1 protein-coding gene is annotated in these 18,697 nt (G+C 73.2%); it reads left to right on the forward strand.

Going from position 1 to position 18,697, the window contains the following annotated elements; all coding sequences use genetic code 11:
• The first annotated feature begins 83 nt into the window (after positions 1-83).
• Positions 84-18,695, forward strand: a complete 18,612-nt coding sequence (locus ACZ5WG_RS00665; RefSeq protein ID WP_468719630.1) for an SDR family NAD(P)-dependent oxidoreductase — start codon at positions 84-86, stop codon at positions 18,693-18,695.
• The last annotated feature ends 2 nt before the right edge of the window (positions 18,696-18,697 follow it).

Below are 18,697 nucleotides of genomic sequence, written 5' to 3' on the forward strand. Positions count from 1 at the left end.
ATGGGCGTAGCACTCGCGGCACCGCTGCGAGTGCTACGCCTCCGCTCAGGCATCGTACGTAACAATAGGTAGGGCGACCGACCATGGGTGAATTCCAAGCTGACACGTCGACATCGACCGAGGCCATCGCCATCGTCGGTATGTCCTGCCGACTGCCGCACGCGGAGAACCCCGCGCAACTGTGGCAGCTGCTGCGCGACGGCCGCAGTGCGATCGGCGCGCCCCCGGCCGGCCGCCCCGGACTGCCCTCTCGGCCGGGGGGTTATCTCGAGGACGTCAGCGGCTTCGACGCGGGCTTCTTCGGTATCAGTCCGCGTGAGGCGTCGTCGATGGACCCGCAGCAGCGGCTGATGCTCGAGCTCGCCTGGGAGGCACTGGAGGACGCCAGGATCGTCCCGTCCGACCTCGCCGACAGCCGGACCGGTGTCTTCGTCGGCGTCATTGCCGACGACTATGCCGCCCTCACGCGTCAGCACGGGGTCGAAGCCATCACCCGTCACACCCTGACCGGTCTCAACCGCGGCGTCGTCGCCAACCGGATCTCCTACACCCTGGGGCTGCACGGACCGAGTGCGGCCGTGGACACCGGCCAGTCCTCCTCGCTGGTCGCCGTGCACCTGGCCGTCGAGAGCCTGCGCCGCGGCGAGTCCGCCATGGCCATCGCCGGCGGTGTCAACCTCAATCTGGTGCCGGACAGCACCATCGGCGCGGAGCGGTTCGGCGCACTTTCACCCGACGGCCTCAGCTTCACCTTCGACGCCAGGGCGAACGGATACGTACGCGGTGAGGGCGGCGCGTTCGTGGTGCTCAAGCCGCTGCACGCCGCCATGGCGGACGGCGACCCGGTCTACTGCGTGCTGCACGGCAGCGCGATGAACAACGACGGGACGACCGAGGGTCTCGCCGCGCCGAGTCCGGCCGGCCAGCAGGATGTCCTGCGGCAGGCGTACGAGCGTGCCAAGGTGTCCGCGGAGCAGGTGCAGTACGTCGAACTGCACGGCACGGGAACCAAGGTGGGCGACCCGATCGAGGCGTCGGCCCTGGGCGCGGTGCTCGGTGACGGCCGCGTGGACGGAGCCGAGCTGCGGGTCGGATCGGTGAAGACCAACGTCGGACACCTCGAGGGTGCCGCCGGCATCGTCGGCCTGCTGAAGGCGGCGCTCTGCATCCGTCACCGCGAGCTCGTGCCGAGCCTGAACTTCGAAACCCCCAACCCGGACATTCCGTTCGACGAGTGGAAGCTCGCCGTGCAGCGCAGCCTCGGGGCATGGCCGCGGCCGGACGAGCCGCTCTACGCGGGTGTCAGCTCGTTCGGCATGGGCGGTACGAACTGCCACGTCGTGCTTTCGGACGGGCGCACCGAGCCGGCAGCGGAAGAGGAGTTGCCCGGCGCCGAGTCCGGCTCGGGTGCGGTGCCGTGGGTGGTGTCGGGCAAGTCGGCCGAGGCCGTGGCCGGTCAGGCGGAGCGGCTGCTGTCGTTCCTGGAGGGGCGGCCGGAGCTGGACGTCGCGGCGGTGGGTCGGTCGCTCGCGGTGTCGCGTGCTCGTTTCGATCACCGTGCGGTGGTCGTGGGGGAGACTCGCGAGGAGCTTCTGGCGGGCGTTCGGGCGCTGGCTGAGGGCATGCCTGCGGCTGGTGTGGTGTCGGGCCGTGCGCTGCCGGGCGGTGCGGGCAAGACGGTGTTCGTCTTCCCGGGTCAGGGTTCGCAGTGGCAGGGCATGGCTCTGGAACTCTTCGACTCCTCCCCGGTGTTCGCCGCCCGGCTGGTGGAGTGCGAGCAGGCGCTGGCGCCGTTCGCGGACTGGTCGCTGCTGGACGTCCTGCGCGGCGCTGAGGGCGCGCCGGACTTCGACCGGGTGGACGTGGTGCAGCCCGCGCTGTGGGCGGTGATGGTGTCCCTGGCCGCGTTGTGGCGTTCGGCGGGCTTCGAGCCGGATGCGGTGGTCGGTCACTCGCAGGGTGAGATCGCGGCGGCCGTGGTTGCCGGTGCGCTGTCGCTCGAGGACGCGGCGAAGATCGTCGCGCTGCGCAGCCGGGCCATCGTGAAGCTGGCTGGTACGGGCGGGATGGTGTCGGTCGCGCTGCCGGCCGACGAGGTCCGCGAGCTCGTCGCCCACTGGGGCGGCGCGATCGACATCGCCGCACACAACGGCCCCGCGAGCACGGTCGTCTCCGGCGACCCGGAGGCCCTGGCCGACCTCGTCGCTCAGAGCGAGGCCAAGGGATACCGTGCCCGCACCATTCCGGTCGACTACGCCTCCCACTCCGCCCACGTCGACCTGCTGGAGGACGAGCTGCGGGAGCTGCTGGCCGGCGTCACGCCGCGTACCGGTGACATCACGTTCTTCTCCACCGTCACCGGGCAGCCGCTGAACGGCGAGGAGCTCGACGGCGGGTACTGGTTCCGCAACCTCCGCCGGACCGTCCAGCTGGAAGAGGCCACCCGTGCTCTGCTCGACGACGGGCACCGCGTCTTCATCGAGGTCAGTGCGCACCCGGTGCTCACCTCGGCCCTCAGCGACACGGCCGACGAGGCCGGCGTAGGCGGCACCGTTGTCGTCGGATCGCTGCGGCGCGGCGACGGTGGACGGGCTCGTTTCCTGGCCTCGGTCGCAGAGGCGCACGCCAACGGCGTGGAGGTGGAGTGGGAGCGGTTCCTGCCGGGTCCGGGCCTGGTGGACCTGCCCACGTACGCCTTCCAGCGTGAGCCCTTCTGGCTGGAGGGTACGGCGACCGGGCCGGTCCGGGGCCGGACCGTCGCGGCAAGGCGGAGCGCCCCGAAGCGGTCCGCGCGGCGCGGCGATGAGCTGGAGCTGGTGCTCGCGCACGTGGCAGCGGTGCTCGGCCACGGATCGGCGCGCGACGTGGACATCGACACGACCTTCAACGACCTGGGCTTCGACTCCCTCTCGGCCGTCGAGCTCCGGAACGCGCTGAACAGGGCAACCGGGCTCTCGCTGCCCCCCGGCCTCCTCTTCAACTACCCGACCCCGGCCGTACTCGCCGAACACCTCAGTGGTCAGCTCCGCGGCCTGGACCTGGACCAGGACCAGGAGGACGACGCGTACGAGGCCGTGGCCCCCGACGAGCCGATCGCGATCGTGGGCATGGCGTGCCGGCTGCCGGGAGGGGTCGCCTCTGCGGAGGACCTGTGGCGTCTGGTCAGCAGCGAGGCCGACGCGGTCGGCGGATTCCCGGCCAACCGGGGCTGGGACCTTGATGCGCTCTTCACCCCCGATCCGGACAGCCCCGGCCAGACCTACGCCACCCAGGGTGGTTTCCTGTACGACGCGGACCGGTTCGATGCCGAGTTCTTCGGCATCAGTCCCCGCGAGGCGGCGGCCATGGAGCCCCAGCAGCGGCTGCTGCTGGAGACGGCCTGGGAGGCCTTCGAGCAGGCGGGCATCGACCCCGCCGCGCTGCGCGGCACCCGTACCGGTGTCTACGTGGGCGCGACGGCAATGGAGTACGGGCCGCGGCTGCACGAGCCGTCCGGCGGGTACGACGGCTACCTGCTGACGGGCAACAGCGCCAGTGTGGCCTCGGGCCGGCTGGCCTACACCTTCGGGCTGGAGGGCCCGGCGGTGACGGTCGACACCGCCTGCTCGTCCTCGCTCGTCGCGCTCCACCTCGCCGCGCAGTCGCTGCGCCAGGGCGAGTCCTCCGTGGCCATCGCCGGCGGCGTGTCCGTCATGGCCACGCCCGGCATGTTCGTGGAGTTCTCCCGGCAGCGCGGGCTGTCGCCGGACGGGCGCTGCAAGGCGTTCTCCTCGGCGGCGGACGGTACGGGCTGGGCCGAGGGCGTGGGTCTGCTGGTGCTGGAGCGGCTGTCGGACGCGGAGCGCAACGGGCACCAGGTGCTCGCGGTGATCCGTGGTTCCGCCGTGAACCAGGACGGTGCGAGCAACGGCCTGACGGCCCCGAACGGGCCTTCGCAGGAGCGGGTCATCCGCGCCGCGCTGGCCAACGCCCGCCTGTCGGCGTCCGAGGTGGACGCGGTGGAGGCGCACGGCACGGGCACCAAGCTCGGCGACCCGATCGAGGCGCAGGCGCTGCTGGCCACCTACGGCCAGGGCCGCGAGGAGCCGCTTCGGCTGGGCTCGCTGAAGTCGAACATCGGTCACACGCAGGCCGCGGCGGGTGTCGCGGGCGTGATCAAGATGGTCATGGCCATGCGTCACGGGGTTCTCCCGGCGACGCTGCACGTGGACGAGCCGACCTCGCACGTCGATTGGTCGGCCGGCGCGGTGGAGCTGCTGACGCGGGCCCAGGAGTGGCCGGAGCTCTCCCGGCCGCGCCGGGCGGGCATCTCGGCCTTCGGCATCAGCGGTACCAACGCACACCTCATCGTCGAGCAGGTCGCGCAGAGCGAAGCTCCCGTGGAGGAGCGGTCGGTGCCGGGTCCGGTGCCGTGGGTGGTGTCGGGCAAGTCGGGGGCCGCTCTGTCGGAGCAGGCGGACCGGCTGGTGTCGTTCCTGGCGGAGCGGCCGGAGCTGGACGTCGCGGCGGTGGGCCGTTCGCTGGCCGCCTCGCGTGCTCGTTTCGATCACCGTGCGGTGGTCGTGGGGGAGACCCGTGAGGAGCTCCTGGAGGCTCTGCGGGCGCTGACCCCGGGCGAGGCCGTTCCGGCGGCGGCGGGTTCGGTGGCGTTCCTGTTCTCCGGGCAGGGCAGTCAGCGTGTCGGTATGGGCCGTGAGCTGTACGCGGCGGAGCCGGTGTTCGCGGCTGCGTTCGACGAGGTCGTCGGGGCGTTGGACGTCCACCTGGACCGTTCGCTCGCCGGGGTGATCGAGGGTGGGCCGGAGCTGCTCCAGCGGACGGTGTTCACCCAGCCGGCGTTGTTCGCGGTCGAGGTGGCCCTGTTCCGTCTGCTGTCCCATTACGGGGTGACCCCGGACTATCTGGTGGGTCATTCGGTGGGTGAGCTGGCGGCGGCCCACGTGGCGGGTGTGCTGTCGCTCGAGGACGCCGCGCGTCTGGTGTGTGCGCGGGCGCGTCTGATGGAGGGTGTTGCCGAGGGCGGGGCGATGGCTGCCCTGAACGCGGGCGAAGCGCGCGTCGCCGGGTGGCTCGAGGGTCGTTCCGGTGTGGACGTGGCCGGGTTCAACAGCCCTGCAAGCACCGTGATCTCGGGTGACGAGACGGCAGTGCTCGAAGTCCTGGAGCTGGCTCGCGGGGAGGGCGTGAAGGCGACGCGGCTGAAGGTGAGCCACGCTTTCCACTCCGCGCACCTGGACGCAATGCTGGCGGAGCTCACCGAGGTCGCCCGGACCCTCACCCATTCGGCTCCCCGGATCCCGGTCGTTTCGAACGTCACCGGTGAGGTGGTCGAGGAGTTCACCGCCGAGTACTGGGCCGTTCAGGCCCGTTCGGCGGTCCGTTTCGCCGACGGCATCGCCACGCTGGCCGGTCTTGGTGTGACGGCGTTCGTGGAGCTCGGTCCCGACGGGACGCTTGCGGGTCTGACGGGCGAGTGCCTGGCCGACACCGAGGGCATCGTCGTGGTTCCGGCGCTGCGCAAGGACCGTGCCGAGAAGCGCTCCCTCCTCGCCGCCCTGGCCGCTGTGCACGCACACGGCGTGGATGTGGACTGGGAGGGGTTCCTGCCGGGTTCCGGTGTGGTGGAGCTGCCGACGTACGCGTTCCAGCGTGAGCGCTTCTGGCTGGACGCCCCGCGTTCCGGTGATGCGGCGGGTCTGGGTCTGACGGCCGTGGATCATCCGCTGCTGGCTGCGATGATCACGGAGCCTGATGGTGATGCGGTGCAGTTCTCGGCTTCGGTGTCGCTGTCCTCGCATCCGTGGCTGGCTGATCACGCGATCGGCGGGACGGTCCTGGTTCCGGGGACGGTGTTCCTGGAGCTCGCGGGCACCGCGGCCGAGCAGCTGGGTTACGCCACCGTCGAGGAACTCACCCTCCAGGCACCCCTGATCCTCTCGGAGAGGACGGGCGCCCAGCTGCGCCTGACCGTCGACCGGGCCGACGCGCGCGGCGATCGTCGGTTCACCGTGTACTCGCGGACCGGTGAGGAGCAGTGGACCGCCCACGCGGCCGGCCTGCTCACGTCCTCCGTCCCCTCGCCGGGCGTTCCCCTGGACCAGTGGCCCCCGGCCGACGGCACCCCCATCCCGCTGGACGGCGTCTACGACCGCCTCGACGACCTGGGCTACGGCTACGGGCCGGCCTTCCACGGCCTGCGCGCCGCCTGGCGCGCCGGCGACGACCTCTTCGCCGAGGTCGTCCTGCCCGACCAGCTCCACACCGAAGCCGCGCGCTTCGGCGTGCACCCCGCCGTCCTCGACGCGGTTCTGCACCCGCTCGTGCTGGAGGCCTCGGCCTCGGCACCGGACGACAGCACGATCCGTCTGCCGTTCTCGTTCTCGGGCTTCGTGCTGCACGCGGTCGGTGCCACGGTACTGCGCGTCCGCTGGACCCGTACCGGCCAGGACACGGCCCGACTCGCTCTCGCCGACGGCGCCGGCGCTCCGGTGGCGGCGATCGAGTCGGTCGCCCTGCGGCCGATCGCCCGCGATCAGCTCGCCGTTGCCGGCCCGGCCGTGGAGTCCCTGTACCGGGTGGCCTGGGAGGCCGTCCCGGCGGCCGAGCCGGTCGCCGACCAGCGTTGGGTCCGGCTGGGCGAGGCGCCCTACGCCGACCTCGCCGCGCTCAGCGCCGCGGTCGACGCCGGATCTGCCGTACCGGAGTTCGTGGTGATCGGCGAGCAGGAGCTCGTCGTCGCCACCACCGGTGACGTACTCGACCAGACCCACGCCACGGCGGCGCGCGGGCTGGAGGCGGTGCGGGAGTGGCTGGCCGCCCCGCAGTTCGCGGAGAGCCGCCTCGTCCTCGTCGTGCCGGACGGCGCGCTGCACACGGCCCCGCTCGTGGGCCTGATCCGTACTGCGCAGACCGAGCAGCCCGACCGGCTGGTCCTCGTCCACGTGGACGAGGGTGGTCCGCAGCTGCTGCCTGCCGTGCTGGCTTCGGGTGAGCCTGAGGTGGCGGTGCGGGGCGGCGAGTTGTTCGTGCCGCGTCTGACGCGTGCCGAGGGCGCCGTGGCGGGTGCGGTGGAGGGCCTGGACCCGGAGGGTACGGTCCTGGTGACCGGCGCTCTGGGTACGCTGGGCCGTCTGGTGGCGCGCCGGCTGGTGACGCATCACGGCGCGCGGCACCTGCTGTTGGTGTCGCGTCGTGGTGGCGAGACCCCGGGTGCTGCCGAGTTCGTGGCGGAGCTGGCGGAGCTGGGTGCGCGGGCCCGGACCGCGGCGTGCGACGTGTCGGACCCCGACGCGCTCGCGGGTCTGCTGGACGAGGTCGCGCTCGAGCGTCCGCTGACTGCCGTGGTGCATACGGCGGGTGTCCTGGACGATGCGACGGTCGCGTCGCTGTCGGCCGGTCAGCTGGAGCGGGTGATGCGTCCGAAGGTGGACGCGGCCTGGAACCTCCACCGCCTCACCGAGTCCCTCGGCCTCGCCTCGTTCGTCATGTTCTCGTCCATCGCGGGTCTCATGGGCAACGCCGGCCAGGCCAACTACGCGGCCGCGAACACCTTCCTCGACGCCCTCGCGCAGCACCGCCGCGCCCAGAACCTGCCCGCCACCTCCCTCGCGTGGAGCCTGTGGGACAGCGCCGACGGCATGGCCGGAACCCTCGCCGACGCCGACGTCGCGCGGTGGAAGCGGAGCGGAATCGTCCCGCTGACCCCGGAACTGGGTCTCGACCTGTTCGACGCGGCGCTCGCCTCGGCGGAGCCGCTGCTGGTCCCCGCCGAACTCGACCTGGGCGCCCTGCGCGCCCGGGCCGAGGAGAACGCGCTCCCCGAGCTGTTCACCGGCCTGGTCCGCGTCCGCCGCCGGCAGGCGGCCGGCGCCGCCCGCAGCGCCGACTCGTCGTGGGTCCAGCGGCTGATCGCGCTGTCCGCGCAGGAGCGGGCGCAGGCCGTACTCCAGACCGTACGGGAGACCGTGGGGCTGGTTCTCGGGCACGGGGCCAACGCCGGCATCGACCCGGCCAAGGCATTCAAGGAGACCGGCTTCGACTCCCTCATGGGTGTCGAACTGCGCAACCGGCTCAACTCGGTGACCGGGCTGCGACTGCCCACCACCCTCGTGTTCGACCACCCGTCGCCCCAGGCGGTGGCGGACTTCATGCTCGACCGGCTCGACGCGGCCGGAACGGCCGTCGTCCCGTCGGTGGCCGCCCACGCCCCGGGACTGGACGAGCCGATCGCCGTGGTCGGCATGGGGTGCCGCTACCCGGGCGGGGTCACCTCGCCGGAGGACCTGTGGCGGCTCGTGGCGCAGGGCCGGGACGCGATCGACGAGTTCCCGTCCGACCGCGGCTGGGACGTGGAAGGCCTCTTCGACCCGGACCCCGAGAAGATCGGCAAGTCGTACACGCGCAAGGGCGGATTCCTCTACGAGGCAGCCGAGTTCGACGCCGAGTTCTTCGGTCTGAGCCCGCGCGAGGCGATCGCGACCGACCCGCAGCAGCGTGTGCTGCTGGAGGTCGCGTGGGAGGCGCTGGAGCGTGCCGGAGTCGACCCCGCCTCGCTGCGCGGTTCCTCGACCGGTGTCTACGCGGGCGTGATGTACAACGACTACGGGTCGCGGCTGGGGAGTGCTCCGGAGGGCTTCGAGGGGCACTTGCTGACGGGCACGATCGGGAGTGTCCTGTCGGGCCGGGTGGCCTACACGTTCGGTTTCGAGGGACCGGCGGTGACGCTGGACACGGCGTGTTCCTCGTCGCTGGTAGCGGTGCACCTGGCCGCTCAGGCGCTGCGCCAGGGCGAGTGCTCGATGGCACTCGCCGGCGGTGTCACCGTGATGTCCACGCCGACGACCTTCGTCGAGTTCTCGCGTCAGCGCGGTCTGTCGCCGGACGGGACCTGCAAGTCGTTCGCGGCTTCGGCGGACGGCACGGGCTGGGCCGAGGGCGCGGGCATGCTGGTGCTGGAGCGACTGTCGGACGCCCGGCGGCTCGGGCACAACATCCTTGGTGTGATCCGCGGTTCCGCGGTCAACCAGGACGGTGCGAGCAACGGTCTCACCGCCCCCAACGGGCCCTCGCAGGAACGCGTCATCCGCCAGGCCCTCGCCAACGCCCGCCTCGCTCCGCACGAGGTGGACGCGGTCGAGGCGCACGGCACCGGTACCCGGCTCGGTGACCCGATCGAGGCCAACGCGCTGCTGGCCACCTACGGCCAGGACCGCGAAGAGCCGCTGCGGCTGGGATCGATCAAGTCGAACATCGGTCACACGCAGGCTGCCGCGGGTGTCGCGGGCATCATCAAGATGCTGATGGCGATGCGCAACGGGGAGCTTCCGGCGACGCTGCACGTGGACGAGCCGACGCCGCACGTCGACTGGACGACGGGTGCGGTGGAGCTGGTCACCGAGCGTCGGGCGTGGCCGCAGGTGGCGCGTCCGCGCCGCGCGGCCGTGTCCTCGTTCGGTATCAGTGGTACGAACGCGCACGTGGTCCTGGAGCAGGGCCCGGAGCCGGTCGTGGCCGCTGAGCCGGTGGTGGCGGGGCTTCCGCTGGTGGTGTCGGCGAAGAGCGAGGCGGCCCTGGCGGCGCGTGCCGGCCAGGTGCGCGAGCTGCTGGCCTCGGAGAACGTCGACCCGGCGCGGGTGGCTTCGGCTCTCGCGACCCGGGTCCCGCACCTCCCCTTCCGGGCGACGGTGTCGGGCGCCGGCCGGGATGAGCTGTTGGCGGGCCTCGGGGCGCTGGCCTCGGGCGGTTCCGCGGCGAACCTGGTGCAGGGCGCGGTCACGGGCTCGGGCAAGACGGTGTTCGTGTTCCCGGGGCAGGGTTCGCAGTGGCAGGGCATGGCTCTGGAACTCTTCGACTCCTCCCCGGTGTTCGCCGCCCGGCTGGTGGAGTGCGAGCGGGCGCTGGCGCCGTTCACGGACTGGTCGCTGCTGGACGTCCTGCGCGGTGCGCAGGGCGCGCCCGGTTTCGACCGGGTGGACGTGGTGCAGCCCGCGCTGTGGGCGGTGATGGTGTCCCTGGCCGCGTTGTGGCGTTCGGTGGGCATCGAGCCGGACGCGGTGATCGGTCACTCGCAGGGCGAGATCGCGGCGGCCGTGGTGTCGGGGGCGCTGTCGCTGGACGACGCGGCGAAGGTCGTGGCGTTGCGCAGCCGGGCGATCGTGAAGCTGGCGGGTACGGGCGGGATGGTCTCGGTGGCCCTGCCCGCCGACGAGGTCCGCGAGCTCGTCACCCGTTGGGACGGCGCCATCGACATCGCCGCGCACAACGGCCCGCGTTCCGTGGTGGTCGCCGGAGAGGTGACCGCTCTTGAGGAGATGGTCGCCCACTGCAAGGCCAACAAGATGCGCGCCAAGCGCATCCCGGTCGACTACGCCTCCCACTCCGCGCACGTCGAAAGCCTGCGGGACGAGCTTCTCGACGCCCTGTCCTCGCTCACCCCGCGCGCCGTCGAGGTGCCCTTCCTCTCCACCGTCACCGGGCAGCCGCTGGACGGCACGGAGCTCGACGGCTCGTACTGGTTCCGCAACCTCCGCCAGACCGTCCAGCTGGAGGAGGCCACCCGGACCCTGCTCGACCAGGGCCACCGCGTCTTCATCGAGGCCAGCGCCCACCCGGTGCTGACCATCGCGCTCCAGGAGACGATCGACGACACGTCGTACGACAGCGCAGTCACCGTGCCCTCGCTCCACCGTGACGAGGGTGGACTCGATGACTTCCTCGCCTCCGCGGCGCAGGCCCACGTCTCGGGCGCCCCGCTCGACTGGGCTGCCGTGGTCGGCGGACCCGGCGCGGCCGTCGACCTGCCGACCTACCCCTTCCAGCGCCGGCGCCACTGGCTGGAGGGCCCGGCGCTCGCCGGGGACGCGGGCGGGCTCGGCATGGCCGCCGAGCGGCACCCCCTCATCGGCGCCGCGCTCTGGATGGCCGACGAGGACAAGCTGGTCCTGAGCAGCAGGATCGCCCTGAACACGCAGCCCTGGCTGGCGGACCACGCCGTGGCCGGCACCGTGCTGCTCCCCGGTACCGCCTTCGTGGACCTCGCCATCCGGGCGGGTGACCACACCGGCCTCGACCAGCTCGACGAGCTGACCCTCCAGGCACCGCTGGTGCTGGCCGGCCGCGGCGGAGTGCAGCTCCAGGTCGTGGTCGACGCTGCGGACGAGGAGGGCCGGCGCGCGCTGTCGGTCCACTCCCGCCCGGAGCCCGAGTCCGACGACACCGCGGTCCACCCGTGGACCCTGCACGCCACCGGCGTACTGGGTCACGCGCAAGGACGTGCGGGCGTACCGGCCGACACCGCCTGGCCCCCGGCCGGCGCCGAGCCGGTCGACCTGACGGCGGCGTACGACACGCTCGCCGAGCGGGGCTTCCAGTACGGGCCCACCTTCCAGGGCCTGCGGGCGCTGTGGCGCGCCGGCCGGGAGACGTTCGCCGAGGTCGCGCTCCCGAAGGACGTCCCCCCGGGCGAGTTCGGGATCCACCCGGCCCTCCTCGACGCCGCCCTGCACCCGCTGGCGCTCGCGGAGGACGGCCGCCTGGCGCTGCCGTTCGCCTGGACCGGCGTTCGGCTGCACGCGGTGAACGCCAGCGTGCTGCGCGTACGGATCACCCCGGAAGGCTCGGGCGCCGCCCTGTCCCTCGCCGACGCCGGCGGTACGCCGATCGCGTCGGTGAAGACGCTCAGCCTGCGGGCCGTGGACCCCGCGCGGCTGGCCGGCCCGGGGACCCCCCGCCAGCCGCTGCTCCAGGTGGAGTGGACGACCGCCCCGGAGGCGGCCCCGGCCGCCGGATGGGCCGTCCTCGACGACTCCGGCAGCGGCTGGTGTGGGCTGCCCGCCCCGCTGGGCAGCTACTCGGACCTCGCCGGCATCGTCGGGACCCCGCCGCTCGTCGTGGCCCCCTTCCCCGGCGAGGACGGCCCCGGCGCCGTGGCGCACCGGGCCCTGCGGCTGGCCCAGGAGTGGCTCGCCGAGGAGCGGTTCGCCGACTCGCGCCTGGTCTTCGTGACCCGTGACGCGACCACCGCCCGCACGGAGGCCGGACTCGGCTCGGCTCCCGTCTGGGGGCTGGTGCGTACCGCCATGGCCGAGAACCCCGACCGGTTCGGCCTGCTGGACCTGACGGACCGGGACCTCTCCGAGGCCGAGCTCGGCCGTGCGCTGGCCGTACCGGACGCGCAGGTGAGTGTGCGGGACGGGGCACTGCTCGTGCCGCGGCTGGTCAAGTCGCCCACGACGGACGACACCGTGCCCGCCCTGAACCCCGAGGGCACCGTGCTCATCACGGGTGCCACCGGCACCCTGGGCCGGCTGTTCGCCCGCCACCTCGTCGCCGAACACGGTGTACGGCACCTGCTGCTGGCGAGCCGCCGCGGCCGGGACGCGGCGGGCATGCCGGAGCTGGAGGCCGAACTCGCGGCCCGCGGAGCCGACGTGTCCGTGGTCGCCTGTGACACGGCCGACCGCACGGCGGTCGCCGCGATGCTGGACGCGATCCCCTCGGAGCACCCGCTCAGCGCGGTCCTGCACACCGCCGGCGTCCTCGACGACGGCACGCTGCACGCCCTCAAGGCCGAGCAGCTCGACACCGTGCTGCGCCCCAAGGTCGACGCCGCCCGGCACCTGCACGAGCTGACGGCCGGCCTGGAGCTGGACGCGTTCGTCCTGTTCTCCTCGCTGGCCGGTACGGTCGGCACCGCGGGACAGGCCAACTACGCCGCCGCCAACACCTATCTGGACGCCCTCGCGCAGCACCGCCAGGCCCTGGGCCTGCCCGGTACGTCGCTGGCCTGGGGTCTGTGGGCCGAGGGCAGCGGGATGACCGGTCACCTGACCGACGCCGACCTCGCCCGCATGGCCCGGGGCGGCATCGCTCCCATCGGCAGCGAGCAGGGGCTGGCGCTGTTCGACGCGGCCCTCGCGACCCGTCGGCCGGTGCTCGTTCCGGCGCTGCTGGACCACACCGGACTGCGGGGGCAGAGCGAGGACGGCACCCTGCCCGCGCTCTTCCACGGCCTGGTGCGTCCGGCGCGGCGCGCCGCCGTCGGCGAGGGGGCGGGCGGGAACTCCCTCCAGGAACGCCTGGCGCCCCTGGCCCCCCAGGACCAGGAGCGCGCGCTGCTGGAACTGGTCCGCGGCGTGGTGGCCTCCGTACTGGGGCACACCGACGCCGCCCAGGTCCCGCCCGGCCGGGCCTTCAACGAGCTGGGCTTCGACTCGCTCAAGGCAGTGGAACTGCGCAACCGGCTGAACGCGGCCGCAGGCCTGAAGCTGCCCGCGACGGTGGTGTTCGACTACCCGAACACGGTCGAGCTGGCCGGCTTCCTGCGGACCGAACTGCTCGGCTCGGCCGCCGCGGTGGCCGTGGCCGAACCGGTCGCCGGCGCCTCCGACGAGCCGATCGCGATCGTCGCGATGGCCTGCCGCTACCCGGGCGAGGTCAGCTCCCCGGAGGAGCTGTGGGCGCTGCTGTCCGACGAGCGGGACGCCATCGGCCCGTTCCCGGACGACCGCGGCTGGGACCTGGACGGCCTGTACGACACGGACCCCGACCACGTGGGCACCTCGTACACCCGCCACGGCGGATTCCTCTACGACGCCCCGCAGTTCGACCCCGAGCTCTTCGGGGTCAGTGCCCGGGAGGCCACCGCCATCGACCCGCAGCAGCGCCTGCTGCTGGAAATCTGCTGGGAGGCCTTCGAGCGCGCGGGCATCGACCCGACGTCCCTCAAGGGCAGCCAGACCGGTGTGTTCGCCGGTGTCATGGCCAACGACTACGCGGCACGCCTGAAGGACGCCCCCGAGGCCCTGGAGGGCTACCTGGCGGTCGGCAGCACGGTCAGTGTCGCCTCCGGCCGCGTCGCCTACACCTTCGGCCTGCAGGGACCGGCGATCACCGTCGACACCGCCTGCTCCTCCTCGCTCGTCTCCGTCCACCTCGCCGCCCAGGCGCTGCGCAACGGCGAATGCGGGCTGGCCCTGGCCGGCGGTGTGACCGTACTGGCCGCGCCCACCCTGTTCGTCGAGTTCAGCCGGCAGCGCGGCCTGGCACCGGACGGCCGGTGCAAGTCCTTCTCCGCGCAGGCGGACGGGGCGGCCTGGGCCGAAGGCGCCGGGATCCTCCTGCTGGAGCGGCTCTCCGACGCCCGGCGCAACGGCCGCCGGATCCTCGGCGTGATCCGCGGAACCGCCGTCAACCAGGACGGCGCGAGCAACGGCCTCACCGCCCCCAACGGCCCCTCCCAGGAGCGGGTGATCCGCCAAGCGCTGACCAACGCGGGCCTGACCGCCGCGGACGTCGACGCGCTGGAGGCCCACGGCACCGGCACCACGCTGGGCGACCCGATCGAGGCCCAGGCCGTACTCGCCGCCTACGGGCAGGAGCGTCCGTCCCCCCTCCTGATGGGCTCCATGAAGTCCAACATCGGACACTCCCAGGCCGCCGCCGGTGTGGCCGGCGTCATCAAGATGGTCATGGCGATGCAGCACGGGGTGCTCCCCAAGAGCCTCCACATCGACGAGCCCACCCCACAAGTGGACTGGTCCGCCGGCGAGGTGGAACTGCTCACCGAGGCGGTGGCGTGGCCCGAGTCCGGGCGGCCGCGCCGGGCGGGCGTGTCCTCCTTCGGCATCAGCGGTACCAACGCCCACGTCATCGTGGAGCAGCCGCCGGCCGAGGGGACGGTCCCGCCGGCCGAGCCGATGCCGGTCGTGCCGCTGCTGCTGGCCGCGCGCACCGACGCGGCCCTGCTGGCGCAGGCCGGCCAGGTGGGCGCGGCCCTCGCCGGCACCGGGCAGCAGGACCTGGCATCGACGGGCCGGACCCTGGCCGTCGGACGGGCCGGACTGCCGCACCGCGCCGTGGTGGTGGCCTCCACCGCCACCGAAGCGGTCGACGGATTCGCGGAACTGACCGTGCGGGGCACACCCGTGAGCGGCCGTACGGCCTTCCTCTTCACCGGTCAGGGCAGTCAGCGACTCGGCATGGGCCGGGAGCTGTACACCGCCTACCCCGCCTACGCCGAGGCCCTGGACGCCGTGTGCGCAGAGCTCGACCAGTGGCTGGAAGCGCCGCTGCTCGACGTCCTCTTCGGTGAGGACCCGGCGCCGCTGGACCAGACCGGCTTCACGCAGGCCGCCCTGTTCGCAACCGAGGTCGCGCTCTTCCGGCTCCTCGAGGGCTGGGGCGTACGGCCGGACTTCCTCGCGGGCCACTCCATCGGTGAGCTGGCCGCCGCGCACGTCGCCGGCGTCCTGTCCCTGGCGGACGCGGCGCAGCTCGTCGCGGCCCGCGGCCGGCTGATGCAGGCACTGCCCGGTGGCGGCGCGATGCTCGCCGTGCAGGCCGAGGAGCAGGAGGTGCTGCCGCTGCTCGCCGGACGGGAGGACCTGCTGGCCGTCGCCGCCGTCAACGGCCCCGCCTCCGTGGTGCTCTCGGGCGACGCGGAAGCCGTGGAGGCCGTCGGAGCCGAACTCTCCGCCCGGGGACGCAAGACCAGGCGACTGCGCGTCAGCCACGCCTTCCACTCCCCGCACATGGACGCGATGCTGGACGAATTCCAGACGGTCGCGAAGGGGCTCACGTTCGCCGCGCCCACCATCCCGATCGTCTCCACCCTGACCGGGCAGCCGGTCGGCGCCGAGGAACTGACCACGCCGGAGTACTGGGTCCGGCACGTCCGCCGGCCCGTGCGCTTCCTGGACGCGGCCCGCGCCCTGGAGGCCGAAGGCGTACGGACCTTCCTGGAGCTCGGCCCGGACGGCGTGCTCAGCGCGATGGCGCAGGACTTCCTCGACGCGGGATCGCTCCTGGTCCCGGTGCTGCGCGGCGGGCGCCACGAGCCGCACACCGCCGTCACCGCCGTGGCCCACGCCCACGTACGGGGCGTGCCGGTGGACTGGCGCGCACTGTTCGGCGAGAACGCCGGACCGGCCGCGGACCTGCCGACCTACCCCTTCCAGCGCCAGCGCTACTGGCTCACGGAGGGGCCCGGCGGCGACGTCACCTCGGCCGGACTCGACTCCGCACGGCACCCGCTGCTCGGGGCCGCGGTTCCGCTCGCCGACTCCGACGGCGTCCTGTTCACCGGCCGGATCTCGGCCCGCAGCCACCCCTGGTTCGCCGACCATGCCGTCGCCGGGACCCTGCTGGTCCCGGGCACGGCCCTGGTGGAGCTCGCGCTCCACGCGGGCGCCGCACTCGGCTGCGAGCGCCTGGAGGAACTCGCCCTCCAGGCACCCCTGGTCCTTCCCGACGAGGGTGCGCTCCGGATCCAGATCACCGTCGGCGGCCCCGACGGAGAAGGCCGCAGGCCCGTCGCCGTCCACTCGCGCGGGGACCAGGAAGGCGACGTCTGGAACCGGCACGCCACCGGAACCGTGGTGGCCGCCGTTCCCGCCGGCCCCGAACCCGACCTCGTGTCCTGGCCTCCGTCCGGCGCCGAGCCCCAGCCGGTCGAGGACCTGTACGACCGCCTCGCCGACCGGGGCTACGACTACGGCCCCGCCTTCCAGGGCCTCCGGGCGGCATGGCGTTCGGGTGAGGACCTCTACGCCGAGGTACGGATGTCCGTCGACCCCGATGGATTCGCCCTGCACCCGGCACTGTTCGACGCCGCGCTGCACGCACTGCTCCTGGAGGAGTCGGCCGAACTACGGCTGCCCTTCTCCTTCGGCGGTGTCCAGCTGACCGGGTCCCGGACCGGCACCCTGCGGGTCAAGCTGTCGGCCGGCCCGGACGGAACGGTCGCGGTCGCCGTCGCCGACGAGACGGGCGCACCGGTCGCCACCGTCGCATCGCTCGCCCTGCGGGCCCTGCCGGCGGGGACCTCGCTGACCCGCGCCTCCGACCAGCACGTATACGCGGTGGAGCGGGCCGGTGTGGAACTCCCCGCCGGTGGCGACACGACCATCGTGGTCCTCGGCGAGGCCGACCTCGGCTGGGCCGGCCTCGGCGGGGCCGCCGAGCACCACGCCGACCTGGCCGACCTGGCCGCCTCGACGGCGGACGGCGCGGCCGCACCCGACGTGGTCGTCCTTCCGGTACGCCCGGCCACTGTGCAGGAGACCGGCCGGGTCACGGAGGAGGTGCTGGCGGTACTGCGGCAGTGGCTCGCCACCGACGTGCCGGCCGGAGCGCGGCTCGCCGTGCTCAGCACCGGGGAACTGGCGCACAGCGCACTGTCCGGGCTGATGCGGACCGCCGAGTCGGAACACCCGGGACGCTTCCAGCACGTGATCACGGACGGCCTGCCGGCCGGCCGCGAGCTGCTTGCCGCGGCCCTGGCCGATCCCCGGCCGCAGCTCGAACTGCACGAGGGACAGGCCTACGTGACCCGGCTCGCCAAGGTCCCGTACCAGGTCCGGACCCCGGACGCCGACGCCGCGTTCGACCCGGAGCGTACGGTGCTGATCACCGGTGGCACGGGTGCACTCGGAGCCCAGGTCGCCCGGCACCTGGTGACCGGCCGCGGCGCCCGTCGCCTGCTGCTCACCAGCCGGCGGGGCGGGGCGGAGGACCTGGTCGCCGAACTGACGGCGCTCGGCGCGGACGTACGGGTCGCGGCGTGCGACGCGGCCGACCGCGACGCGCTGGCCGCTCTGCTCGCCTCGATCCCGGACGAGCACCCGCTCACCGCGGTCGTGCACGCGGCCGGAGTCGTCGAGGACGCCACGCTGGAGGCCTTGAGCCCGGAGAGCCTCTCCCGGGTCCTGCGGCCGAAGGTGGAAGCCGCCTGGAACCTGCACGAGCTGACCGCCGGACTGGAGCTGACGGACTTCGTCCTCTTCTCTTCCGTCGCCGGCCTGGTGGGCAACGCCGGACAGGCCAACTACGCCGCCGGCAACACCTTCCTGGACGCGCTCGCCGAACACCGGCGCGCCGAGGGCCTGCCCGCCGTGTCCCTCGCCTGGGGCATGTGGCAGGACGGGATGGCGAGCGACCTCGACCGTGCCGACCGGGCCAGGCTCGCACGCAACGGGATCCTGCCGATGCAGACCGACCGGGCACTCGCGGCCCTCGACACGGCCCTGGCCGGAGCCAGGGCGCCTCGAGCCGACGGCGAGGCGGGGACTCGACCGGTGCTCGCACCGGTGGCACTCGACCTCGCGGTACTGCGGAGCCTCGGGGACGCACTGCCCGAGCTGTACCGGGGCCTGGTGCGCACCGAGCGCCGAGCCGGCCGGGGTGCCTCCGCTCCGGCGGAGATCCCGCTGGCGCAGCGGCTCGCGGGCCTGGACGTGGAAGCGCAGCAGCAGCTGCTGCTCGACCTCGCCAGGGAACAGGTCGGCATCGTCCTGGCCCACCCGGCCCCGCGGACGATCGACGTCCAGCGCGGACTGCTGGACCTGGGCTTCGACTCCCTCACCGCGGTCGAACTGCGCAACAGGCTGAACACCCTCACCGGACTGCGGTTGTCCAACACGCTCGTCTTCGACCACCCGACCACCCAAGCCGTCGCCGAGTACCTGCGGGGCGAGCTGGTCGGCGAAGTGGCGGACCCGGTCCAGGCGGCCATGGACGCACTTGAGGTTGCCCTCTGGGCCGCCGGAGCGGCGGACAGCGACGGACCGGCAGGAGCGTACACCGCGCGACTCCGCGGTCTGCTCCGGGCGATGGACGGCGCCACCGACGGCGCCGACCTCGACCTGGCGACCGACGACGAACTCTTCGCAGCACTCGACAACGAACTCGGCAGGTAGAC

Source organism: Streptomyces sp. NPDC032745 (assembly GCF_055579465.1).

Excerpts from the sequence above, each read along its gene's own strand:
- ACZ5WG_RS00665 (WP_468719630.1), top strand. The coding sequence starts at position 84 with ATGGGTGAATTCCAAGCTGACACGTCGACATCGACCGAGGCCATCGCC.